Source organism: Polynucleobacter sp. IMCC 29146 (assembly GCF_021395195.1).
Lineage (GTDB): Bacteria > Pseudomonadota > Gammaproteobacteria > Burkholderiales > Burkholderiaceae > Polynucleobacter.
Map to the genome: position 1 here is coordinate 1 of NZ_JAJVCR010000004.1, position 21,302 is coordinate 21,302.

The window sequence follows — 21,302 nt, forward strand, 5'->3', positions numbered from 1 at the left end:
AATCTGATATCGTTCTTCTTGGCTAAGGTGTTGATAGGTCATGGCTACTTTGACTTGCTGGTCTAGAAGCTATGGATACTAAGATATCCTTAGCCACTAGGCTTAGTTGTTCAAAGTTGCACTTCGTAGTTGAATCCACCAAATGTTAATGGTAAAAAAATGAGTGTGGACGTTGATCCTAGTACGCCTTTACTTTGGGTTCTGCGTGAACAACTCGACCTTACTGGGACAAAATATGGCTGTGGTATTGGCCAGTGTGGGTCTTGCACTATTTTGTTTGAAGGGCAGGCTTTGCGGAGTTGCATGTTACCGGTCAGTGCTGCTGCTGGTAAAAAAATAGAAACCATTGAAAGCTTAGAAAAGAATGGCCAGCTCAGCAAAATTCAGCAAGCCTGGGTTGACAATCAAGTTCCTCAATGTGGGTATTGCCAGTCGGGCATGGTCATGGCCACTACGGCATTGTTGCGTAAAAATCCGAAACCAACTGATGCTCAAATTGACGCTGCTATCACGAATATTTGTCGGTGCGGCACCTTCCAAGAAGTACGTACTGCAATTCATGCTGTTGCTAAAGCTTAAGGGGCTGATTAATGAATACAACAATACAAAGCCCAGCGCGTAGAAAATTTATTGTTCAAACTGCGGCAGTTGGCACTGGCCTAACCCTAGGGTTTGAAATTCCGTTTGGTTTATGTGAGGCTGATGCTGCCCTAAGTGCGCCAGAAATTGGTGTGTGGGTCGTAATTCAGCCCGATGAGCGCGTGATTGTCCGCGTTGCTCGCTCTGAGATGGGGCAGGGGACGATCACAGGTTTGGCCCAAATGGTTGCTGAAGAGCTGGAGTGTGATTGGAAAATGGTGGGCTATGAATATCCGAGCCCCGCTGAAAACGTCAAACGTAAGCGTGTTTGGGGCGATTTTGGTACTGGTGGTAGTCGTGGTATTCGTACTTCTCAAGACTATGTTCGTAAAGGCGGCGCTGCGGCGCGCATGATGTTAATACAAGCTGCAGCAAGTGATTGGGGTGTGCCAGTAGGGGAGTGTGTGGCAAGTAATGGCGTGATTACGCATACTCCTACAGGGCGTAAAACAACATTTGGCAAAGTCTCAGTAGCAGCCGCAAAATTACCCGTGCCAACTGAAATTATCTTAAAAAATCCTAAAGATTGGAAGCTCATTGGTAAGCCAGTAGATCGAATTGATGACACGATTGGTAAGGTAACTGGCAAGCAGATTTATGCTATTGATTTAAAAATGCCAGGCATGTTGATTGCCAATATTAAAGAATGCCCCGTATTTGGTGGCAAAGTAAAAAGTTTTGATGCTAGTAAAGTGACTGGCATTAAAGGCGTGAAGAAAGTAGTACAAGTTGGCGACTCAGCAGTAGCTGTCGTGGCAGATACCTTTTGGATAGCTAAAACCGCACTTGATAAGTTGCCGATTGTGTGGGATGAGGGCCCTAATGCCAATAATTCCAGCGCGACTATTAAAAAGATGCTTGAAGATGGCTTAAATGCTGACGAAGCCTTTATATAGCCAAGCAAATGCCTGGCGTGCCAATTAAATTAATTTGGACTCGCGAAGAGGATATGACCCAAGGACGTTATCACCCCGTGATGATGGCAAAAATGAGCGCTTCTTTTGATGATAAGAAAAATCTCACCTCATTTCATATGCGCTTATGTGGGCAGTCAATTTTGCATGCAGTGCGGCCGGCAATTGTAGCTGCCAATAAAGGGATGGACCCCCTTACTTTTCAGGGTGTATTTAATACTGGTGAACATGCTTTCGGTTACCACTTTCCCGATTACCATATTGACCATGTGATGCGCAATACCCATGTGCCGCCAGGTTTTTGGCGCGGGGTCAATGTCAATCAAAACGCTATTTTCATGGAATGTTTTATGGATGAAATGGCCGAGATTGCCGGCGTTGATGCTGTCGAGTTTCGCCGTAAGTATATGGACAAATACCCACGAAATTTAGCTGTGCTGAATGCTGCCGCTGAAGGTATTGGCTGGACAAAACCAGCTCCTGCTGGAGTACACCGCGGTATTGCTCAAATGAAGGCTTTTGGCAGTTTCGTTGCAGCAGCCTGTGAGTTATCCGTGAATAAAAACAATGAAGTAAAAATTCACCGTATAGTGGCTGCAACCGATTGTGGTTATGCCGTAAATCCCGCACAAATTCGTCGTCAAGTTTCTGGTTCATTTGTGTATGGCTTATCAGCACTCTTTTTAGAGGAATGTACGGTCAAGAATGGGCGCATTGAGCAAACGAATTTTGATACCTTTAATTCTCTACGTTTAGCCCAAATGCCTAAGGTAGAAACGATCATTCTTGAAGGGGGCGGACCAGAGTGGGGCGGTATTGGTGAACCCACTATTGCGGTGGCAGCACCAGCAGTATTAAATGCCATTTATCGGGCGACTGGTAAACGCTATCGGACGATTCCCCTGAAGAATAGTGGCGTTAAGTTGGTTTAATTCTATGCCCATGCGGTCTGCGCTAGTCATCAGTTTATTTCTAGCGCTGCCGCTTTTATATCCACTACCAGTTTTTTCCCAAAGCTATTCTGGCGATGCTATCCCCGAACCGCTGACTCAAGAAGCGGGCAACGTCATGCGCGGTCGCGCTGTAGTGGCAAGTCGCCAAACTGGACTTTGTCTTTTGTGCCATAGTGGGCCATTTCCTGAGGAGCGTTTTCAGGGTAATTTGGCCCCCGATTTGCTGGTCAGTAGTGCGCGTTTATCATCACCTCAATTACGCGCGCGTTTGGTCGATGCAAGTCGTTTCAATCCAAATACCATCATGCCCGCCTATTTTCGTGTCAATCATTTAAACCGAGTTGCGCCACAGTTCACTGGAAAGACTATTTTGAGTGCCCAAGAAATTGAAGATGTAATCAGTTTTTTAGCGAGTCTAAAGCAATGAAAAATCAGCGCCGAAAGTTACTTAAGGCTTTAGGAATAGTAGGTTTAATTCCAGTACAGCAAGCGCATGCAACTCCAGAAGAAGCGTCCGCAGCAATAAATAGCATTATTGGTGCTAATACAGCCAAAGAAGGCAGGGTGCAATTAGAATTGGCCAGCTTAATTGAAAATGGCAATTTAGTAGTCATTAAAATTCGTGTCGATAGCCCAATGACTGCGAATGATTATGTTAAAGCAATTCATTTGGTAGCTGGAAAAAATCCTTTGCCTAATATCATTAGTGCATATTTCACTCCTCTATCTGGAACTGCGAACTTCACTACCCGTATTCGTTTGGCTGATACCCAGCGGGTTTGGGCGATTGCGCAAATGAGTGATGGTAGTTTTTATCAGACGTATGCTGATACGCTGGTTACTAGCTCTGCTTGCTCTGAGGGATTTATATGAGCAAAACTTCGCGCACCCTAATTACTATGCCAAAGATGGCGCGTAAAGGTGAAATTATCGAGATCAAAGCAATTGTGCAGCACGATATGGAGACGGGTTTTAGGCATACCGAGCAGGGTAAGTTGATACCGCGGGATATTATTCGGGTTTTTACGTGTCAATATAATGGCGCCGAAGTCTTTAAGGCTGATTTTTTTCCAGCCGTTGGGGCTAATCCATTACTGATATTTACGGTCATTGCAACGACTAGTGGAATTTTACAATTTTCTTGGGCGGGTGACGACGGCTATTTGGCTACCAATCAAAGTCAAATTTCCGTAACTTAAGTGAGTCCCTTTCATTTCCGAGTAGTGATTCTGGTCGGTTTACAGTTCATGCTGTTACACGCTGCTCCATCGTCTGCGGCTGATCCTCGACAATCCGGTTATCAGTTAATGTCAGCTGAAAATAAGGCGATGCAGGATGACCCCAACCTGAATCCAGCAACTTTTGCCATCTTAGATGGCCAAAGTGCTTGGCAAGAAAAGCTTGGGAGCTCTAATCAAGCGTGTGCAAGTTGTCATGGTGATGCAGCAAAATCAATGCGGGGAGTGGCTACCCGTTACCCACAGTTAGTGGATGGCAAGTTAACAAATTTAGAGGGTCGCATTAACCAGTGTCGCGCTGAAAAACAAAAAGTTAAACCGCTTCCTTATGAAAGCAAAGAACTCTTATCTTTGTTAGCCTATATTTCAGTGCAGTCGAAAGGCATGCCAATTCAAATTAAGGCTAATCCAGCAACACAGCCTTACCTTGATGCTGGTAAGCGCCAATTTAATCAACGTATTGGCCAGCTGAATTTATCTTGTAAGCAATGCCATGAAGAGCGGGCCGGTGAAAAGTTAGCCGGTATTCCAGTACCTCAGGCTCATCCTACTGCTTATCCCATCTATCGAATTGAGTGGCAAAGCGTGGGTTCATTACAGCGGCGTTTACGTAATTGCATGAGCGGAGTACGGGCCGAGCCTTATGCGTATGGCTCGAAAGAGTTAACTGAGCTGGAGCTATTTTTAATGATGCGCGCCAATGGCATGCCGCTTGAAGCCCCAGGAGTTAGGCCTTAATGATGATTCTCTATAGTGCTCCATCATCTTTTTGCTTGATGCAATAGTAGCGAATTTTGCTTAGAGGCTGATGGTGGTGGTTTGGCACTAGAATTAGAGGATGGACCATACACATCATGTCTCTAGTCAGCCGAATTCCCCTGACCATCCTCAGTTAAAAGACCCAGTTTGCAATATGAATGTTACTGAGCAGTCAGTACATCATTTTGAATACCAGCACCATCAATATTATTTTTGCGGCGCCAAATGCCGCACCAAATTTAGTGCTGACCCGGAGTCCTACTTACATCCGGCCCCTAAAGAGCCTGAACCTGTAAAACCCGGAGCGATTTACACCTGCCCGATGCATCCTGAAATTCGCCAAGACCACCCTGGTAGTTGCCCCTTGTGTGGCATGGCTTTAGAGCCAGAGATGCCCAGTCTCGACGAAGGCGAAAATCCTGAGTTAATTTCATATCGACGTCGTTTTTGGTGGACTTTACCTCTAACGATCAGCGTTTTTATTCTGGCGATGTTTAATGAGTCGCTGCATTTAGTCTCGATGGCGAGTGCGAGTTTGCTTGAGTTTGCCTTAGCTACGCCAGTTGTTTTATGGGCTGGCTGGCCTTTCTTTATGCAAGCTTGGGTTTCGATTCAAAATCGGAGCCCCAATATGTTCACGCTCATTGGCATGGGTACCGGTTCTGCCTATATTTACAGTGTGGTTGCAACCCTCGTACCGAATGTTTTTCCGAGTTCCTTTACTTCTATGGGACGGGTCTCAGTGTATTTTGAGGCAGCGGCCGTCATTATTTCTTTAACTTTAGTGGGGCAGTTGATGGAGCTGCGTGCACGTTCACAAACTTCCGCAGCAATCCGTTCTTTATTAGGCCTAAGCCCTAAGACCGCACGGCGCATCGGTATTGATGGCAAGGAAGAAGATGTGCCCTTAGAGGTGATACAGCTGGGCGATTTAATTCGGGTACGGCCAGGAGAGAAAATACCGGTTGATGGTGTGGTGGTAGAAGGTGCGAGTTATATCGATGAAGCCATGATTACTGGTGAACCTGTACCGGTTAGCCGTAAAGCGGGCGGTAAAGTCATTGGCGCTACCTTGAATACGAATGGCACCCTAGTGATTCGTGCTGAACGCATTGGTTCTGAGACGATGTTGGCGCAGATCGTACAAATGGTAGCCCAAGCCCAGCGCTCTAAAGCCCCAATGCAAAAGATGGCTGATGTAGTCTCAAACTATTTTGTGCTCTCAGTGGTGAGCATTGCCTTACTTAGTTTTTTTGCCTGGGGTTTATTTGGTCCCCAACCCAGTTGGGTGTTCGGTTTAATTAATGCAGTGTCGGTATTAATCATTGCCTGCCCCTGTGCGCTAGGCTTGGCAACACCCATGTCGATTATGGTTGCAAGCGGTAAAGCGGCATCGCAAGGCATACTCTTTCGTGATGCGGCAGCGATTGAAAATCTTTGTAAAGTGAATACTTTAATCGTTGATAAAACCGGCACGCTCACTGAAGGCCGTCCACAAGTAGAGCGCATTATTTCTGTTGGAAACTATAGTGAGCAAGAAATTTTACAAATGGCTGCGAGTGTCGATCACAGTAGTGAACATCCCCTTGCTGCCAGTATTGTGGCGGCTGCTGTTGAGAAAAATTTAGGATTAGATCGGGTTGAGCATTTTGAAGCTGTACCTGGGATGGGCGTGAAGGGTCTTATCAATGGTCGCTGGCTGGCAATTGGTAATGTTGAGTTAATGGAAGCAAATCAGATAAGCCTTGCTCAATCTTCAGCAATTCAAGAGGCGTTGGCGCAGGGTGCGACAGTAATGTATTTAGGGGTCGACCAACAGTTTGCCGGCGCTATCGTACTATCTGATCCTATTAAAGCAAGCTCGGCAGAGGCCCTTGCTAGCCTGCAAGGTCTCGGTATTAAGATTGTGATGGCCTCTGGAGATCATCAGCTGGCCGCCGCAGCCATTGGCGCAAGACTGGGTATTAGTGAAGTCTATGGCAACGTAAAGCCGGCTGATAAATTAGCGCTAGTGGAAGGTCTACAAAAAACTGGTCGGATTGTAGCAATGGCCGGTGATGGTATTAATGATGCGCCTGCCTTAGCCAAAGCCAATATTGGCATTGCCATGGGTACGGGTACTGACGTGGCCATTAACAACGCCCAAATTACCTTAGTGAAGGGTGATTTACGCGGCATTGCGCAAGCATTTTTAATCTCGCGGGCAACCGTGCGTAATATGAAACAAAATTTAGCTTTTGCAATGGTTTATAACGCCTTAGGTGTACCTATTGCAGCAGGTGTGTTGTACCCATTTATTGGACTTTTGTTATCGCCGATGATTGCAGCAGTAGCAATGAGTTTTAGCTCTGTTTCAGTCATCACGAATGCACTGCGCCTGAAATGATTGATGATTTATTAAAGCAAGCCATTACCGCATTTGAGGCTGGTAATTTTACCGCTTGCGAACTTGCTTTAGATGAGGCATTACATGCTGAGCCTAAGCATTTATCGGCTTTACAGATTTATGGTTTAGTTAAGGCTAGCCAAGGTCAGCATCATGCTGCAGCCAACTTCTTACAACAAGCGGCCCAGATTGATCCACAAGATGCAGGGCTACAATTTAATTTGGCAAAAGCTTTGTCTGAGTCTGATCAAGAGCATGCCGCTTTAGTCCACCATGAGTTAGCCACGCAATTAACTCCCTTTAATCCTGCGGCATGGCTTAATTTTGGTATTAGTTTATTTAAGCTAAGTAATTATGAGGAGGCCCTCAGCTGCTATCAAAAAGCCTTAGCTATCCAAGATACTAATGCTGCAGCTTGGTTTAACCAAGGGCTGGCACTTAAAGCCTTAGGGCGTAACGAAGCTGCACTCAATGCGTATGGGCGGGCCATTAGTCTTAAACCTGATTATTTTGAAGCTTGGCTTAATACGGCGATTTTATTTACCCAACTCCACTACGAAGATAAGGCCTTCATTGCTTATGAAAAAGCGGTAGCCATAAAACCCAACTACGACTATTTATATGCGATGCCATTTAATCTCAAAATGAGTATGGGTAAATGGATTGGCTATGATGCTGCTTTAGCGGCCATTCTCAATAAGCTCAGTGTTGGCGAAAAGGTGATCACCCCATTTGGCGTACTCGCCATCTCTAGTGATCCTGAGTTACAGCTTGCTGTGGCAAAACAATATACGCAAAAAAGAGCTAAAGCCGAGTTAGCACTACCAGCAATTGTCAAACGAAAGCGCAATAAAAAAATTCGGCTTGGCTATTATTCGGCAGATTTTCGTAACCATGCGGTTACTCAACTGATCGCTGGTTTATTTGAAAATCATGATAAAGCGCAATTTGAAGTCATTGCTTTTTCGTTTGGCCAAGATAATAATGCTGAAGTTTTTCAGCGGATTAATCAAGCCCTAGATCAATTGGTTGATATTCAAGGCCTGAGTGACCTTGAGGTAGCAAAACTGTCACGCGAAATGGAAATCGATATTGCGGTCGATTTAATGGGCTTAGTGCAGGATAGTCGTCCTGGTTTATTGGCTTATCGGGCGGCGCCAATTCAGGTAAATTACCTGGGTTATCCAGGCACCATGGGCGCTGACTATATCGATTACATCATTGCAGATCACACCTTAATTCCTGAAGATTGTCGGCAATATTATTCAGAAAAAATTGCCTATCTCCCTTTTTCATATCAAGCTAACGACAATAAAAAACAGATTGCAGAAAAAAAAGCTTCGCGCCCTGAGTTAGGGTTACCCGAACAGGGCTTTGTTTTCTGTTGTTTTAATAATAATTACAAAATCAATCCACCCATATTTGATTCTTGGATGCGTATTTTGGGGCAGGTAGAGGGCAGCGTTTTATGGCTCTTAGAGGACAATCGTTTTATAGCGCAAAATTTGCGCTTAGAGGCAATTAAAAGAAATATTAAACCTGAGCGCTTAATATTTGCTCCACGCCTAAGCTTAGCCGAGCACTTAGCGCGCCATCAGGCCGCTGATTTATTCTTGGATACCTTGCCCTACAACGCCCATACTACGGCGAGTGATGCACTCTGGGCTGGGCTACCCGTGTTAACTTGTGTGAATGCCGCTTTTGCTAGTAGGGTGGCGGCTAGTTTGCTCAAGGCGATTGGCTTGCCAGAGTTAATCACCACGAATACCGAAGAATATGAGTCTCTAGCGATTGCCTTAGCAAATGATTCCGCTAGACTACAGCAACTGAGGGAGAAATTAGCCGAACAACGTTTAAGTGCGCCATTATTTAATACCCCCTTATTTGCACAGCAGATTGAGGCCGCCTACCAACAAATGATGGAGCGCTATTGGGATGATTTACCAATAGATCATATTTTATTTCAGTCGCTAGCGAAGAAAGTTGAGTAGCAATGCAGATCTCTGCCAGGCTACTTTTGTGCGCTGCACCCTAATAGGTACCAGGATATAAAATATCTTTAGTTACTTTGTGAATATCTCGATGGCCAGTAAAAGCCATTGAGAGATCAAGTTCGCGATGAATAATTTCCAAGCACTTCGTAACACCAGCTTCGCCCATTGCGCCTAGGCCATATAAAAAGGCTCTACCAATCATTGTGCCGCGAGCGCCTAAAGCCCAGGCCTTAAGGACATCTTGCCCTGAGCGAATGCCGCCATCAACCCAAACTTCAATCTCTTTGCCAACTGCATCAACAATTGCGGGTAGGGCGTGAATACTGGAGACCGCATGGTCGAGTTGCCGTCCACCATGATTTGACACAATTAATGCATCTGCCCCCGAGTTGACAGCTAAGCGCGCATCTTCCACATCTAAAATACCTTTAATAATAAGTTTACCGCCCCAGCGTTTTTTAATCCATGCAACATCATCCCAGCTTAAGCCCGGGTCAAATTGTTCCGCGGTCCATGAGGATAAGGAGGCCATATTGCCAACTCCAGAGGCATGCCCCACAATGTTGCCAAAATTTCTACGTGGGGTTTGGGCCATACCAAGACACCAACTGGGTTTAGTCATCATATTGATGATGTTTGCAATAGTTAGTTTGGGCGGAGCGCTTAAACCATTTTTTAAATCTTTATGGCGTTGTCCCAAAATTTGTAGGTCTAGAGTAAGTACTAAAGCTGAGCAGGATGCTGCTCGAGCACGCTCAATTAGACGCTCGATAAAGTCGCGGTCCTTCATTACATACAACTGAAACCAAAATGGTTTAGTGGTGTGCTTGGCTACCTCTTCAATGGAACAAATACTCATGGTTGATAAACAAAAGGGGACGCCAAATTTTTCAGCAGCGCGTGCCGCTAAGATTTCACCATCGGCATATTGCATGCCAGTTAAACCAGTTGGCGCTAAAGCCACCGGCATGGCAACAGTTTCACCAATCATGGTCGTTTGGGTAGTACGATTTTCCATATTGACAGCAACCCGCTGCCGAAATTTAATTTTCTGGAAATCAGCTTCGTTAGCGCGATAGGTGGTTTCAGTCCACGAGCCTGAATCGGCATAGTCGTAGAACATTTTTGGGGCGCGCTTTTGATGCAATATACGCAAATCTTCAATATTCGTAATGATTGGCATAACTTCCTTTAATTTAAGGCTAAATTAGGGCTCACGGGGTGTTAGATAGGGTCAATTTAACTCACTTTGGGGCTCGTCTTGGCAATTTCGTTATTATCATTGCTAACAGTATATGTTTTATAAAGGATTGGCTATGTTGCATGAATTACGTATTTATCATTCGGTGCCTGGCAAACTGCCAGAGCTTAATAAGCGTTTTGAAACCATCACTTTAGAGATGTGGAAAAAACATGGTATTCGGCAGATTGGTTTTTGGACGGTCTTGGTAGGAGTGAATAGTAATTCACTTTATTATCTTTTGGAATGGGATAGCCTTGCTGAGCGTGAAAGCAAGTGGAATGCTTTTCAAAATGACCCCGCATGGAAATCAGCTAAAGCGGGTACTGAAGTCAATGGGCCTCTAGTCGAGCGTATTGAAAATATGATCTTGGTGCCAACCTCGTATTCAGCTTTACGTTAACTCGCAAAAAAGCTACCAGGTTTAATGAAAGCGGAAACTAAGGGCCTTTGGCTTGGGCTAGTAGGGATTATTTTTTTCAGCATTACCCTGCCGGCGACACGCTTAGTTGTCGCTGACTTTGGCACCTTCCCTGCTGCTTTTTATCGTGCTACTTTGGGCGGCCTAGGTGCTTTAGCTTACTTACTTTATTTACGACCTGCTTGGCCCAATCGTAAAGATGCATTAGCTTTACTGGTCACTACTGTTTTTATTGTCTTCGGCTTTCCTTTAGGCATTAGTGTGGCAATGACTTACTTACCCTCCTCGCGTGGGGGCGTAGTGTTGGGTATTACGCCATTATTAACGGCTTTATTTGGTGCTTTGCGATTCGGCGAGCGGCCTTCGGTAGGATTTTGGATTACCGCTGCCATTGGTAGTCTGCTGGTAATTCTGTATTCACTTTGGCAAAGTCATGGCGGTCTGGAGTTTGCTGATTGGGCTTTAATTATTGCGGCGGTATCGGCTTCATATGGTTATGCGGAAGCAGCGAAGTTATCGCAAAAAATGGGCGGTCCAGTGGTGATTTCTTGGGTTCTAGTAATGGGTCTAGCAATTAATTTTCCCTTGGCGTTATATTTCGCTTTTCAAACACCAAATTTTTTGCAGTTAGCGCCAACCATTTCTATTGGCACTTGGATAGCCTTACTTTTTCTGGGATTGGTCTCCGCTTTTATCGCCAACTTCTTTTGGTATAACGGCCTCGCTTTAGGAGGCATTGCACGGGTTGGTCAGGTGCAGCTTTTACAACCCTTCATGACTTTTTTAGCGGCGAGCCTATTTTTACCTGAGCCCATTACCTTGGTAAATATTCTTTTCGCTACCGCCGTAGTCGCTGTGGTGATGATTGGCAGAAAAATGCCGATTCGTACAGTGGCAAGTAAATCAGCAACGGTTTAGGATTTAGCCGCGACCAACGAAAGGCATATTGTTAGCCATGATGGTCATAAAGAGCACATTACTCTCAAGCGGTAATTGCGCCATATGTAAAACGGCTTGGCCGACGTGATCAACATCCATGCGGGGCTCAATTTTGCTCGAGCCATCTGCTTGAATAATGCCCTTAGCCATGCGCTCAGTCATTTCGGTGGCAGCATTACCAATATCAATTTGTCCACAGACAATGTGATGATTGCGGCCATCTAACGAAATGGCTTTGGTTAGGCCCGTCATCGCGTGTTTAGTGGCCGTATAGGGAGCGGAAAAAGGGCGCGGTGCATGCGCAGAGATCGAGCCATTATTAATGATGCGCCCCCCTTGGGGTGATTGCGCTTTCATCATGCGAATTGCCTCTTGCGAGCATAAAAAGGCCCCACTTAAATTAGTATTAACTACCGACATCCACTGTTCGTAACTAATGTCTTCCATCGGCATTGCAGGTGTGCCTAAACCAGCATTATTAAATAAGAGATCGATTCGCCCAAATTTTGCCTCTAAGGCGGCAAATAATTTTTTAACCTCATCAGGTTTGCCAACATCGCAAGCAACCGCTAAGCAGTTTGCCTCAGTACCACCAATCGTAGTAATGGCCGTTTTTAATTTATCAATATTTCTGCCGGTAAGAACAATCTGAAAGCCGCCATGGAGTAAGGCCTTGGCTGCCGCTCTCCCAATACCGGTGCCAGCGCCTGTAACTAGGGCAACACGTTGGTGGGAAGTGTTAGGAGAATTCGTCATGGTGGTTTGATCTTTTATTAGTTGGGTTTAATTTACGTATTTATAGTAGGATCTTAACTGAATAGGGGGGCTTATGTATCAAACACAATCAAGCAGGAAATTGTTGAGTAGGCAGTTCAATTTAGGCTTCAGTTTGGCGGCAAGTTTAGGCTTCAGTTTGGCTTTAAGTTTACTGACTGAAACTGTACAAGCCCAGACCTACCCCACCAAGCCAGTGATATTGGTCGTACCGCAAGCGGCCGCTGGCACGAATGATATTGTTGCCCGCTTAATTGCGCCTGCTCTCAGTGAGGCTTTGAATGGTTCGGTGGTTGTTGAAAACCGACCTGGGGCTGGCGGTAATATTGGCACACAAGCAGTGGCCAAAGGCCCTAAAGATGGTTACACCTTGCTTCTCACGATTAATAGTGCGCAGGCAATTAATCCCGCGCTTTATAAAAATCCTGGGTTTGATCCCGTTGCTGATTTTACTTTTTTATATTACCTTGGCGCAACTCCCTACGTATTAGTTTCGCCACCTGGCTCGCCTCTAAAAACGCTGGCCGAGGTAGTAGCGGCAGCGAAAAAGAAACCGGGTGAGTTAGCTTATGCATCAGCCGGCAATGGCACTATTAGTCATTTATTAGGAGCGATGTTAGCGACGAGTGCAGGCATTGAACTTCAACACATTCCTTACAAAGGAGTAGCCCCAGCGATTAATGATGTCTTAGGTGGGCAGGTTCCTTTGGCTTTTGCTAGCCTCCCTTCAGCCTTATCCTATATGAAAGCGGGTAAATTGCAATCGATTGCGATTAGTTCGGCCAAACGTTCGCCAGCTGCTCCAGATGTGCCAACGATTGCTGAAACCTATCCTGATTGTGTAGGTGAAGTATGGGTTGGCCTCTTTGCACCAACCGGCGTGAATCCAGAAATTGCCAAAACAATTCAAGCGGCTATGGCTAAGGTTATGGCTCGCCCAGATGTGCGAGAGCGTCTAACACAACAAGGACTTGATTTAACACCCGTTACTACCAATAAATTAGCGGGCTTTTTAAAAGAAGAAATAATGAAGTGGGCTCGTATTGTTAAGGCATCTGGGGCGCAACTCGATTAAAGGCGAAGAGATGTCCTAAAATAGGGGGGTGATTCTACAGCCCCCCTTTACACCCGCCAAGCAATTAGTTAAAACTTTACAGCGCCAAAGTTTTGCAGTAGCTGCGCCGCAAGCAGTGGCCGATTACAGCCAACTCTCGCTCTCTGACTTATCCCACCTTCAACAATATTGGCACGATTTGCCCCGTGATCCCTATTTGAAAGATGGTGGTCGCTATCGTTTTAGACGGCATGATAGTTATCGAATTCATCAAGGTGCATTAGAGCTTATGCCGCATCGAGCACACTGGCAATCACTTAACTATAACGCTTTGCATGGCGGAATTCACCGGTGGTTTGAGCCGATCGTTAGTGGTTTAGCACGCGATCCAGTGTGGCAAAAACTCCTATGCGCTACCGCAAAAATATTAAGTCAAGCAAAGCCAGTAACTACTTGGTTTGTTGAAGCCCATCAGTTTCGGATTGATACTGCTGAGGGTATTGGTCGACCAACACCGGAGGGCGCGCACCGCGATGGAGTCGATTATGTAGCTGTATTTTTGGTCGATCGTCATCATATTAAAGGCGGTGAGACGCGCATTTTTGAGGCCCAAGGTTCGGCTGGACAACGCTTTACCTTAACCGACTCTTGGTCGTTATTAATGTTAGATGATGAGCGCATGATCCATGAGTCAACTCCAATTCAGCCACTTCAACCCGGGGGCTATCGCGATACCTTAGTGCTAACCTTCAGGGCGCATGGTTTTCAAGAACAAGTTGGCCAAGAGCAATAATTACACCCCGATAATGTTGCTGGCGCAGTCCTGCGCTTTGCTCGGCTTCGCCTGTTATGCCACAACTTTGTTGCCCTTACAAGCCTTGTGGCAACTCAGTAATTTGCAATCCGGTTTAATTGCTAGCGCAATTTTCTTAGGGTATATGTGTGCGGTGCCATTTGCCACTGCCTTAACCGATCGTATCGATGCCCGCAAAATTTATTTTGTTGGTGGCTTGCTCGGGTTTTTGGGTCTTTTGGGTATGGGGTTTATCGCCAATGGATTTTGGTCCGCTGTGCTTTTTATGGTGATCAGTGGCGCTGGGCTGGCAGGTACGTATATGCCTGGCCTGAAAATTCTTTCTGACCGCATTCAACAAGGCGAATTAAGTCGACATATTTCTTTTTATACCGCCTTCTTTGGTATCGGCACTGGCTTATCTTATGTACTTTCAGGCTGGATTTTAGAGGCTCAAGATTGGCAGGCAGTGTATCGATGGATTGCCTTAGGACCACTGGCAGCGACCTTAATTGTTTTATTTTTTATTCCACCTTTAAAGTCCGCAGCAGGGCTTGGTAGTTTAAATTTACATTGGCGCGATTTATTCCCGATTAAAACCTGGCGCTTAGTTTTGCATAATCGCGATGCTGCAGGATACATCTTTGGCTACACTACCCATTCGCTAGAACTATTTGCTTCACGTAGCTGGCTAGTAGCCTTTTTTGGTTTTTGTACACTTGCTTCTGGCAGCAATTTTTTCTTGGCGATTACCACCCTGGCAGGCATGATTAATTTCTTTGGTGTACCCGCATCGATCATTGGTAATGAAATTGCTCTACGCGTAGGTCGAAAAAATTGGATTGCATTTGTGATGCTAGGCAGTGCGGTAGCGGGCATTGCTTTAGCTACCGCTTCAGGACAAGCCTGGTGGTTAATTGTTAGCTTAGCCATTGCCCATGCGATTTTTATTATGGCCGACTCGGCAACGCTAACTGCGGGCTTAGTAATGAGTGCGCCAGAGAATATTAAAGGCGCAGCGATGGGCTTACATTCTTTAATGGGCTTTGGAGGCGGTTTATTAGGGCCCGCTATTTTTGGTTTTGTTTTAGATTTAACGGGTTCGCGTAGCTCGCCAGATGCTTGGATTTGGGCGTATGGCGCAATTGTCATTTGGGGTGTATTGTTCGTGATGTATGAAAAACGCCACGGCTGGAGTAGAAAGCGCTAGGGAGCAGATGGCCGCAGTGCATAACTGCTATCACTGCGGCAGCCTCATTCCTGCCGCTACTTATTTCGTAGCCGAGCTAGGCGGGTTGAAGCAAGTCTTTTGTTGCGCAGGCTGTATGGCGATTGCCCAAACTATTCATGGTAAAGGTCTCGATGTATTTTATGCTCGCCGGATACAGTTAGGTGTCAAACCAGACCAAGCGCTTAGCGGCAATACGATTCCGAATCGTTTACTTGCTTATGATGATCCTGCCTTGCTTGCACGCTTCTCGCGCCCAATAGCTGATGGTCTATTAGAAACAACCTTACGCTTAGAAAAAATTCGCTGTGCTGCTTGTGTTTGGTTATGTGATCAGTATTTAAAGCGGCTCACAGGGGTTCGTGATGTGCAAATTAATTATGTTACGCAAAAAGCCAAAATACAGTTTGACTTAGAGCAATGCAATTTGTCGCACTTGTTATTTGAAATTGAGCGGATTGGATATTCTGCTTGGCCATTCGAACCATCGCAAGCAGCGGATTTAGGTAGAAGAGAGCGACGCCAATTACTTACGCGGCTTGGCGTGGCCTTATTAGGCATGATGCAGGTGATGATGTATGCTTGGCCAACCTATACTGGGACGGGCGATTTAAGCCAAGAATACGGTGCCTTATTGGGCTGGGCGAGTTGGGTTTTAACCGTGCCTGTAATTCTTTATTCTGCTGGACCGATTTTTCTTGCTGCTTGGCGGAGCGTACGACTTTTCCCGCAAACCCATATATTGGGTATGGATGTGCCAATTGCCATTGCTTTGGGCTTAGCGTTTTTTGCTGGCACCTTGAATTTATTAACTGGTAATGGCGCAAGTTATTTTGATTCGATCACCATGTTTGTGGCTTTTATTTTGGGCGCGCGCTATGTTGAACTATTAGCCCGGCAAGATGCCCAAAGCGGTGCCGAAGCTTTAGCAAAACAATTACCTGCTATCTGTGAAAAATATTTACACTATCCAGACTCCTTAGAGTTAAAAGAAGTGCCAGTAGTGAACTGCCATCAAGGTGATTTTATACGAGTATCACCAGGCGAGATTATTCCAGCCGATGGAGTTTTAATAGCCAATGAAACCGAGATTAATGAATCTCTATTAACGGGGGAGGCACGGGCGATTAGGAAAAAAATTGGCGACCCTCTTTACGCTGGAAGTCATAATATTTTGAATCCTTGCATCATGCGGATTGATACAGTAGGTCAAGCTACACGCATTGCAGGTATTGCTGCCTTATTAGATCAGGCTTTATTAGCCAAACCTCATTTAGTTAGCTTGGCAGAACGCTGGGCGAGCCATTTCATTCTATTTTTGCTTGCGACTGCTCTGATCGCTTCTGGTCTCTGGTTTATATTTGATCCTAGTAAATCATGGACCGTCTTAGTGGCGGTATTGGTAGCGAGTTGTCCTTGCGCACTGTCGTTGGCAGTGCCAACGGCGATGGCTGCAGCCCAAGGCGCCGTAACAAAATTGGGCATCCTCATCGTGCGCGGGCACGTCATGGAAAGCTTGGTTGAGGTAAGTGATTTAGTAATAGATAAAACGGGCACCTTAACTTTGGGGCAGCCTGAATTGCAAACTATTCGAGTGGCGCGAGCTGACTTTTCTGCTCACTGCGCTTTAAGTTTGGCGGCCGCAATGGAGGCAGGGCAAACGCATCCATTGGCCCTCTCACTCTTACGTGCGGCAGCAGTAGAAAATCTGCCCGTCCAAAATTTACCCCTCGCTTCGGTCGGCGAATTGGGGCGCGGATTACGTGCGGGCGAATATCGCCTAGGTAGCGCGCTTCATGTTGGCCTGGATCAACAAATAGAAGCTGATCTTTTGGAGCGACAATCTGGCGAACACGGCAAAGTTTACTTGGTCGATGGACAGGGGTTGATTGCGACTTTCTTATTTTTAGATACCCCCCGTCCAGGAGTACAAGAATTATTGTCAGCCGTACAACAAAGAAAGATCACCGTCCATTTAGTTTCTGGAGATGATGCTCAGACTGTCGCTTGGTGGGCAAATTATTTTGGCATTACGAATTTTTCTAGCGCGGCTTCACCCGAGGGAAAATATGCTTATGTCGCTAAGCTACAAGAACAAGGGAAAATAGTGTGGGCGATTGGTGATGGCGTAAATGATGCGCCCCTATTAGCGCGTGCCAACGTTTCAGTAGCAGTAGGAGCCGGTGCACCCCTGATTACAGCTGGGGCAGATGCTATTTTAACCGCTAACTCGCTCGAGCCTTTGGTTTATTTACTACGCAGTGCCATCAAGACGCGTCTCATTATTAAAGAAAATATCGCGTGGGCTTTGTTATATAACGTAGTCGCTATTCCAGTTGCCATGCTGGGTTGGGTTAATCCCTGGGTAGCGGGCATTGGTATGTCGCTGTCATCATTGTTTGTGACCTTAAATGCTTGGCGATTGCGTAAAACCTAAATCAAGCTAGACTAAGAATATGGAAAGCTTATATTTGTTGATTCCCTTCTCACTCATACTGATTGCCTTATTAGCCTATTTATTTCATTGGTCGATTAAAAGTGGGCAGTTTGATGATATGGATGGGCCAGCACAGGCCTTATTAATGGATGAAGATGTGCCTAAACCCACGGCAGATCAGCAAGATCGGCAGAATCTGCCAAGTTAGTCGTTTTACCCGCCACCGTTTTGATCTAGATCAACCTACACTCGGCCGCTTAATTTGATAATTCAGAGGAATTATTAGATTGCGTGAAGTATGGGTTAACTAGGGAGAAACCATGGGCACTGCCGTGGATAACAGTCAGACATCATTTAATTACAAAATTGTGCGGCAATTTGCCTTGGTAACGGTTTTATGGGGCATTGTCGGAATGTTAGTGGGGGTATTAATTGCTGCCCAATTGATTTGGCCTGAGATTACCTTTAATATTCCTTGGCTTAGTTATGGTCGTTTGCGCCCTTTGCATACCAATGCGGTGATTTTTGCCTTTGGTGGATGCGCTCTCTTTGCCACTTCTTACTATATTGTTCAGCGCACTTGTCAAACCCGCTTATTTTGCGATAAGTTAGCGGCATTCACATTTTGGGGTTGGCAATTAGTGATTGTTGCTGCAGCAATTACTTTGCCCTTGGGGATTACTACCTCGAAAGAATATGCTGAGCTGGAATGGCCCATCGATATTTTAATAACCTTGGTGTGGGTTGCTTATGCAGTAGTATTTTTTGGCACTCTGATCAAGCGTAAAACTAAACATATTTATGTTTCTAATTGGTTTTTTGGCGCTTTTATTTTGACGATTGCGATTCTACATCTTGTCAACAACGTTGAGATGCCAGCTAGCCTATGGAAGTCTTACTCAGCTTACTCTGGTGCACAGGATGCCATGATTCAATGGTGGTATGGGCATAATGCAGTCGGTTTCTTTTTAACCACTAGTTTTTTAGGCATGATGTATTACTTTATTCCTAAAGCCGCTGAGCGCCCCATTTACTCATATCGCTTATCGATTGTGCACTTCTGGGCGTTGAATTTTACGTATATGTGGGCTGGTCCACATCATTTACAAAATACCTCCTTACCCGATTGGACGCAATCATTAGGCACGGTATTTTCATTAATTTTATTGGCACCGTCATGGGGAGGCATGATTAACGGCATCATGACTTTGTCGGGCGCTTGGCATAAATTACGCAGTGACCCAATTCTGAAGTTTTTGGTTGTCGCCTTATCTTTTTATGGCATGTCAACTTTTGAAGGCTCGATGATGTCCATCAAAACCGTCAATGCTTTATCGCACTACACCGATTGGACAATTGGCCACGTGCACTCTGGAGCTTTGGGCTGGGTGGGCATGATTAGTATTGGCTCCTTGTATTACATGATTCCGCGACTCGTCGGGCAAAAAGATATGTATAGCGTGAAGTTAATTGATTTACATTTCTGGATTGCTACAACAGGCGTGGTTATTTATATCGCTGCAATGTGGATTGCGGGAGTCATGCAAGGTTTAATGTGGCGGGCATTCGAGCCCGACGGAACTTTAACCTATAGCTTTGTGGAAAGTGTCAAAGCGACTTATCCCTTTTATGTCATTCGTTTAATTGGCGGTATTTGTTATTTAAGCGGCATGCTGCTGATGGCTTACAACGTATTTAAGACGGTCTATCGCAAGCCCTGTATTGACGCCATTATTCCAGTAACCACTCAATTAGCTCACTAAGGAGGCGAGAATGTCTGAACATCACCCATTTTTTTCGCACGCCACGCTAGAGCGTAATGTCGGTTGGTTAATCGTTGCCACGATTTTGGCTGTCGCTGTAGCGGGCTTGGTGCAGATTGTGCCCTTGTATTTTCAGCATTCCACCACTACACCTAGCGAAGGCATAAAACCCTTCCCCCCACTCAATTTAGCTGGTCGAGATATTTTTCAGCGCGAGGGCTGCTCTAATTGCCATTCACAGCAAATTCGCTTATTACGTTCTGAGACTGAACGTTATGGCCCCTATTCCTTGGCGGGCGAATCGGTATACGATCACCCGTTCTTGTGGGGGAGCAAACGAACTGGCCCTGATTTAGCTCGGGTTGGCGGCCGTTATTCTGACGATTGGCATCGTATTCATTTACGCAATCCGCGGGCGGTTGTACCCGAATCAAATATGCCAGCATATCCGTGGCTAGAAAATGCCCCTGCAGATGCTGATTCAATTCAATCCCACTTAATTGCACTGCGTCGAGTAGGCGTTCCTTATACCGATGAGCAAATTGCGAATGCACCCAAAGATTTGGCAGGTAAAACCGAAGAAGACGCTTTGATTGCATATTTACAGGGCCTGGGTATTAATCGGCGTGCGATTCCATTAACTAAAACAACGGCCAATAATTGATCGGGAAAGACATAAACATGGAACAGATTTTCCCCTATATTTCAGCGATCACTAATCTCATCGGCATCCTACTTTTTTTAGGTATTGTTTGGTGGGCTTATTCCGCAAAACGAAAAAAAGCGAATGAAGCATCTGCTGAACTACCGTTCGACCTTCCCGACGAATACCGCAAGGACTAATCATGAGTGATTTTTTAAGTGCTGGTTGGAGTATTTATATTGCCTCGATCACGATTATCGGCATTGTTTGGTGTATCTGGTTATTATTTTCTCAGCGTAAGGTTAAGGTTAAGTACAACGCTGACGGCTCTGTAGCCGATACTGGTCACGTGTGGGATGGTGATTTACGTGAACTCAATAATCCTTTGCCACGTTGGTGGATGTGGATGTTTTTATTGTCATGTATTTTTGGCTTAGTTTATTTAGTGCTATATCCAGGACTGGGTTCAATGCCTGGTATGTTGGGATACACCACCGTAAGTTCACACCAAGAATCGGTCATCGAGGCAAATAAAGAAGTACAACCCCTCTATACTAAATACATGGCGATGGATATCGCTCAAGTGGCTGCCGATCCAAAGGCGCATGATATTGGTCAGCGTTTATTTTTAAATTATTGCTCCCAATGCCATGGCTCTGATGCAGGGGGTGCTAAGGGTTTCCCAAATTTGACCGATGGTGATTGGCTTTATGGCGGTAGTCCAGAGGCAATTAAAACGACTATTAAGCAAGGGCGCGCAGGCGTGATGCCACCTTACGCCCATTTGGGTGCGGCAAAAATTCAAGAACTCGCTATTTACGTACGTAGTCTTTCTGGTTTAACAGTAGATGCCGCCAAAGCCAATTTAGGCGCCCCAATTTTTGCTGAAAATTGTGTCGCTTGTCATGGCGCTGAGGGAAAGGGCAATCAATTACTAGGCGCACCGAATTTAACCGATAAAACCTGGTTATATGGTAGCTCACAGGCTACTATTGAAGAAACCATAAATAAGGGTCGCAATGCCTTAATGCCAGCTCAGGAAAATAATTTAACACCTGAAAAAATTCATTTATTAACTGCCTATGTATGGGGCTTATCTAATCTCAAGCCAGCCTCAACTAAGTAGC

The 21,302-nt window shown here is 45.5% G+C and carries 22 protein-coding genes; 20 read left to right on the top strand and 2 right to left on the bottom strand.

From position 1 onward, the window contains the following. Positions 1-129 precede the first annotated feature (129 nt). The 9 genes from LZT22_RS05620 to LZT22_RS05660 all read left to right on the top strand — a co-directional run bounded on the left by LZT22_RS05620 (position 130) and on the right by LZT22_RS05660 (position 8,880). Complete coding sequence (locus LZT22_RS05620; protein ID WP_255700914.1) at positions 130-579, top strand: (2Fe-2S)-binding protein; 450 nt, start codon at positions 130-132, stop codon at positions 577-579. An 11-nt stretch (positions 580-590) separates the two neighbouring features. Further along, on the top strand, positions 591-1,535 hold the full coding sequence (locus LZT22_RS05625) for a molybdopterin cofactor-binding domain-containing protein (protein WP_233924095.1): 945 nt from the start codon (positions 591-593) through the stop codon (positions 1,533-1,535). An 8-nt stretch (positions 1,536-1,543) separates the two neighbouring features. Beyond that, positions 1,544-2,485: a molybdopterin cofactor-binding domain-containing protein gene (locus LZT22_RS05630; protein ID WP_233924096.1), complete on the top strand. Its 942-nt coding sequence runs from the start codon at positions 1,544-1,546 to the stop codon at positions 2,483-2,485. 4 nt (positions 2,486-2,489) lie between these two features. Then, the gene (gene soxX, locus LZT22_RS05635) at positions 2,490-2,933 is read left to right on the top strand and encodes a sulfur oxidation c-type cytochrome SoxX (RefSeq protein WP_233924097.1); all 444 of its coding nucleotides are present in this window, start codon (positions 2,490-2,492) and stop codon (positions 2,931-2,933) included. Beyond that, complete coding sequence (locus LZT22_RS05640; protein ID WP_233924098.1) at positions 2,930-3,379, top strand: SoxY-related AACIE arm protein; 450 nt, start codon at positions 2,930-2,932, stop codon at positions 3,377-3,379. The genes soxX and LZT22_RS05640 overlap by 4 nt, the downstream gene beginning before the upstream one ends. Next, the gene (soxZ, locus tag LZT22_RS05645) at positions 3,376-3,705 is read left to right on the top strand and encodes a thiosulfate oxidation carrier complex protein SoxZ (RefSeq protein WP_233924099.1); all 330 of its coding nucleotides are present in this window, start codon (positions 3,376-3,378) and stop codon (positions 3,703-3,705) included. Before LZT22_RS05640 ends, soxZ begins: the two co-directional genes overlap by 4 nt. Further along, positions 3,706-4,482: a sulfur oxidation c-type cytochrome SoxA gene (soxA, locus tag LZT22_RS05650; protein ID WP_233924100.1), complete on the top strand. Its 777-nt coding sequence runs from the start codon at positions 3,706-3,708 to the stop codon at positions 4,480-4,482. Positions 4,483-4,582: 100 nt separating this feature from the next. After that, entirely contained in the window at positions 4,583-6,889 is a 2,307-nt protein-coding gene (locus LZT22_RS05655; RefSeq protein ID WP_233924101.1) for a heavy metal translocating P-type ATPase, read from the top strand. Further along, positions 6,886-8,880, top strand: a complete 1,995-nt coding sequence (locus LZT22_RS05660) for a tetratricopeptide repeat protein (protein WP_233924102.1) — start codon at positions 6,886-6,888, stop codon at positions 8,878-8,880. The genes LZT22_RS05655 and LZT22_RS05660 overlap by 4 nt, the downstream gene beginning before the upstream one ends. A gap of 40 nt (positions 8,881-8,920) precedes the next feature. Here the strand turns inward: LZT22_RS05660 and LZT22_RS05665 are convergent, their stop codons facing one another. Continuing rightward, a complete protein-coding gene (locus LZT22_RS05665) occupies positions 8,921-10,066 on the bottom strand; it encodes an alpha-hydroxy acid oxidase (RefSeq protein ID WP_233924103.1) in 1,146 nt (381 codons plus the stop codon). 133 nt (positions 10,067-10,199) lie between these two features. Here LZT22_RS05665 and LZT22_RS05670 point away from each other — a divergent pair, with 133 nt between their 5' ends. Together LZT22_RS05670 and LZT22_RS05675 are read left to right on the top strand one after the other, a co-directional pair. Further along, entirely contained in the window at positions 10,200-10,526 is a 327-nt protein-coding gene (locus LZT22_RS05670) for an NIPSNAP family protein (protein WP_233924104.1), read from the top strand. A 24-nt stretch (positions 10,527-10,550) separates the two neighbouring features. Beyond that, on the top strand, positions 10,551-11,462 hold the full coding sequence (locus tag LZT22_RS05675; RefSeq protein ID WP_233924105.1) for a DMT family transporter: 912 nt from the start codon (positions 10,551-10,553) through the stop codon (positions 11,460-11,462). Positions 11,463-11,465: 3 nt separating this feature from the next. On the opposite strand, the gene LZT22_RS05680 is transcribed toward LZT22_RS05675, so the two are convergent. Next, positions 11,466-12,239: an SDR family oxidoreductase gene (locus LZT22_RS05680; RefSeq protein WP_233924106.1), complete on the bottom strand. Its 774-nt coding sequence runs from the start codon at positions 12,237-12,239 to the stop codon at positions 11,466-11,468. Between the two features lie 73 nt (positions 12,240-12,312). Here LZT22_RS05680 and LZT22_RS05685 point away from each other — a divergent pair, with 73 nt between their 5' ends. The 9 genes from LZT22_RS05685 (at position 12,313) to ccoP (ending at position 21,301) form a co-directional block, all read left to right on the top strand. Continuing rightward, the gene (locus LZT22_RS05685) at positions 12,313-13,332 is read left to right on the top strand and encodes a Bug family tripartite tricarboxylate transporter substrate binding protein (RefSeq protein WP_370634810.1); all 1,020 of its coding nucleotides are present in this window, start codon (positions 12,313-12,315) and stop codon (positions 13,330-13,332) included. A 28-nt stretch (positions 13,333-13,360) separates the two neighbouring features. Further along, positions 13,361-14,104 carry a 2OG-Fe dioxygenase family protein gene (locus LZT22_RS05690; protein ID WP_370635192.1) on the top strand — a complete coding sequence of 248 codons (744 nt, stop codon included), beginning with the start codon at positions 13,361-13,363 and terminating at the stop codon, positions 14,102-14,104. A 13-nt stretch (positions 14,105-14,117) separates the two neighbouring features. Beyond that, on the top strand, positions 14,118-15,314 hold the full coding sequence (locus LZT22_RS05695; protein WP_233924107.1) for a nitrate/nitrite transporter: 1,197 nt from the start codon (positions 14,118-14,120) through the stop codon (positions 15,312-15,314). Then, entirely contained in the window at positions 15,280-17,769 is a 2,490-nt protein-coding gene (locus tag LZT22_RS05700; RefSeq protein ID WP_233924108.1) for a heavy metal translocating P-type ATPase, read from the top strand. The genes LZT22_RS05695 and LZT22_RS05700 overlap by 35 nt, the downstream gene beginning before the upstream one ends. Before the next feature lie 19 nt (positions 17,770-17,788). Further along, positions 17,789-17,977 (top strand): cbb3-type cytochrome oxidase assembly protein CcoS, encoded by a 189-nt coding sequence (ccoS, locus tag LZT22_RS05705; RefSeq protein WP_233924109.1) that lies wholly within the window; start codon positions 17,789-17,791, stop codon positions 17,975-17,977. A 112-nt stretch (positions 17,978-18,089) separates the two neighbouring features. Beyond that, complete coding sequence (gene ccoN, locus LZT22_RS05710) at positions 18,090-19,532, top strand: cytochrome-c oxidase, cbb3-type subunit I (protein WP_233924110.1); 1,443 nt, start codon at positions 18,090-18,092, stop codon at positions 19,530-19,532. Between the two features lie 10 nt (positions 19,533-19,542). Then, positions 19,543-20,196 carry a cytochrome-c oxidase, cbb3-type subunit II gene (ccoO, locus tag LZT22_RS05715; RefSeq protein WP_233924111.1) on the top strand — a complete coding sequence of 218 codons (654 nt, stop codon included), beginning with the start codon at positions 19,543-19,545 and terminating at the stop codon, positions 20,194-20,196. 17 nt (positions 20,197-20,213) lie between these two features. Beyond that, positions 20,214-20,375: a CcoQ/FixQ family Cbb3-type cytochrome c oxidase assembly chaperone gene (locus tag LZT22_RS05720; RefSeq protein WP_255696488.1), complete on the top strand. Its 162-nt coding sequence runs from the start codon at positions 20,214-20,216 to the stop codon at positions 20,373-20,375. 2 nt (positions 20,376-20,377) lie between these two features. Continuing rightward, the gene (ccoP, locus tag LZT22_RS05725; RefSeq protein WP_233924112.1) at positions 20,378-21,301 is read left to right on the top strand and encodes a cytochrome-c oxidase, cbb3-type subunit III; all 924 of its coding nucleotides are present in this window, start codon (positions 20,378-20,380) and stop codon (positions 21,299-21,301) included. Position 21,302: the final 1 nt, after the last annotated feature.

Excerpts from the sequence above, each read along its gene's own strand:
- ccoS (WP_233924109.1), top strand. The coding sequence starts at position 17,789 with ATGGAAAGCTTATATTTGTTGATTCCCTTCTCACTCATACTGATTGCC.
- ccoO (WP_233924111.1), top strand. The coding sequence starts at position 19,543 with ATGTCTGAACATCACCCATTTTTTTCGCACGCCACGCTAGAGCGTAAT.
- LZT22_RS05675 (WP_233924105.1), top strand. The coding sequence starts at position 10,551 with ATGAAAGCGGAAACTAAGGGCCTTTGGCTTGGGCTAGTAGGGATTATT.
- ccoN (WP_233924110.1), top strand. The coding sequence starts at position 18,090 with ATGGGCACTGCCGTGGATAACAGTCAGACATCATTTAATTACAAAATT.
- soxZ (WP_233924099.1), top strand. The coding sequence starts at position 3,376 with ATGAGCAAAACTTCGCGCACCCTAATTACTATGCCAAAGATGGCGCGT.
- LZT22_RS05720 (WP_255696488.1), top strand. The coding sequence starts at position 20,214 with ATGGAACAGATTTTCCCCTATATTTCAGCGATCACTAATCTCATCGGC.
- LZT22_RS05625 (WP_233924095.1), top strand. The coding sequence starts at position 591 with ATGAATACAACAATACAAAGCCCAGCGCGTAGAAAATTTATTGTTCAA.
- LZT22_RS05670 (WP_233924104.1), top strand. The coding sequence starts at position 10,200 with ATGTTGCATGAATTACGTATTTATCATTCGGTGCCTGGCAAACTGCCA.
- LZT22_RS05655 (WP_233924101.1), top strand. The coding sequence starts at position 4,583 with ATGGACCATACACATCATGTCTCTAGTCAGCCGAATTCCCCTGACCAT.
- LZT22_RS05695 (WP_233924107.1), top strand. The coding sequence starts at position 14,118 with ATGTTGCTGGCGCAGTCCTGCGCTTTGCTCGGCTTCGCCTGTTATGCC.
- soxX (WP_233924097.1), top strand. The coding sequence starts at position 2,490 with ATGCCCATGCGGTCTGCGCTAGTCATCAGTTTATTTCTAGCGCTGCCG.
- LZT22_RS05680 (WP_233924106.1), bottom strand. The coding sequence starts at position 12,239 with ATGACGAATTCTCCTAACACTTCCCACCAACGTGTTGCCCTAGTTACA.
- ccoP (WP_233924112.1), top strand. The coding sequence starts at position 20,378 with ATGAGTGATTTTTTAAGTGCTGGTTGGAGTATTTATATTGCCTCGATC.
- LZT22_RS05700 (WP_233924108.1), top strand. The coding sequence starts at position 15,280 with ATGAAAAACGCCACGGCTGGAGTAGAAAGCGCTAGGGAGCAGATGGCC.
- LZT22_RS05685 (WP_370634810.1), top strand. The coding sequence starts at position 12,313 with ATGTATCAAACACAATCAAGCAGGAAATTGTTGAGTAGGCAGTTCAAT.
- LZT22_RS05640 (WP_233924098.1), top strand. The coding sequence starts at position 2,930 with ATGAAAAATCAGCGCCGAAAGTTACTTAAGGCTTTAGGAATAGTAGGT.
- LZT22_RS05630 (WP_233924096.1), top strand. The coding sequence starts at position 1,544 with ATGCCTGGCGTGCCAATTAAATTAATTTGGACTCGCGAAGAGGATATG.
- LZT22_RS05665 (WP_233924103.1), bottom strand. The coding sequence starts at position 10,066 with ATGCCAATCATTACGAATATTGAAGATTTGCGTATATTGCATCAAAAG.
- LZT22_RS05660 (WP_233924102.1), top strand. The coding sequence starts at position 6,886 with ATGATTGATGATTTATTAAAGCAAGCCATTACCGCATTTGAGGCTGGT.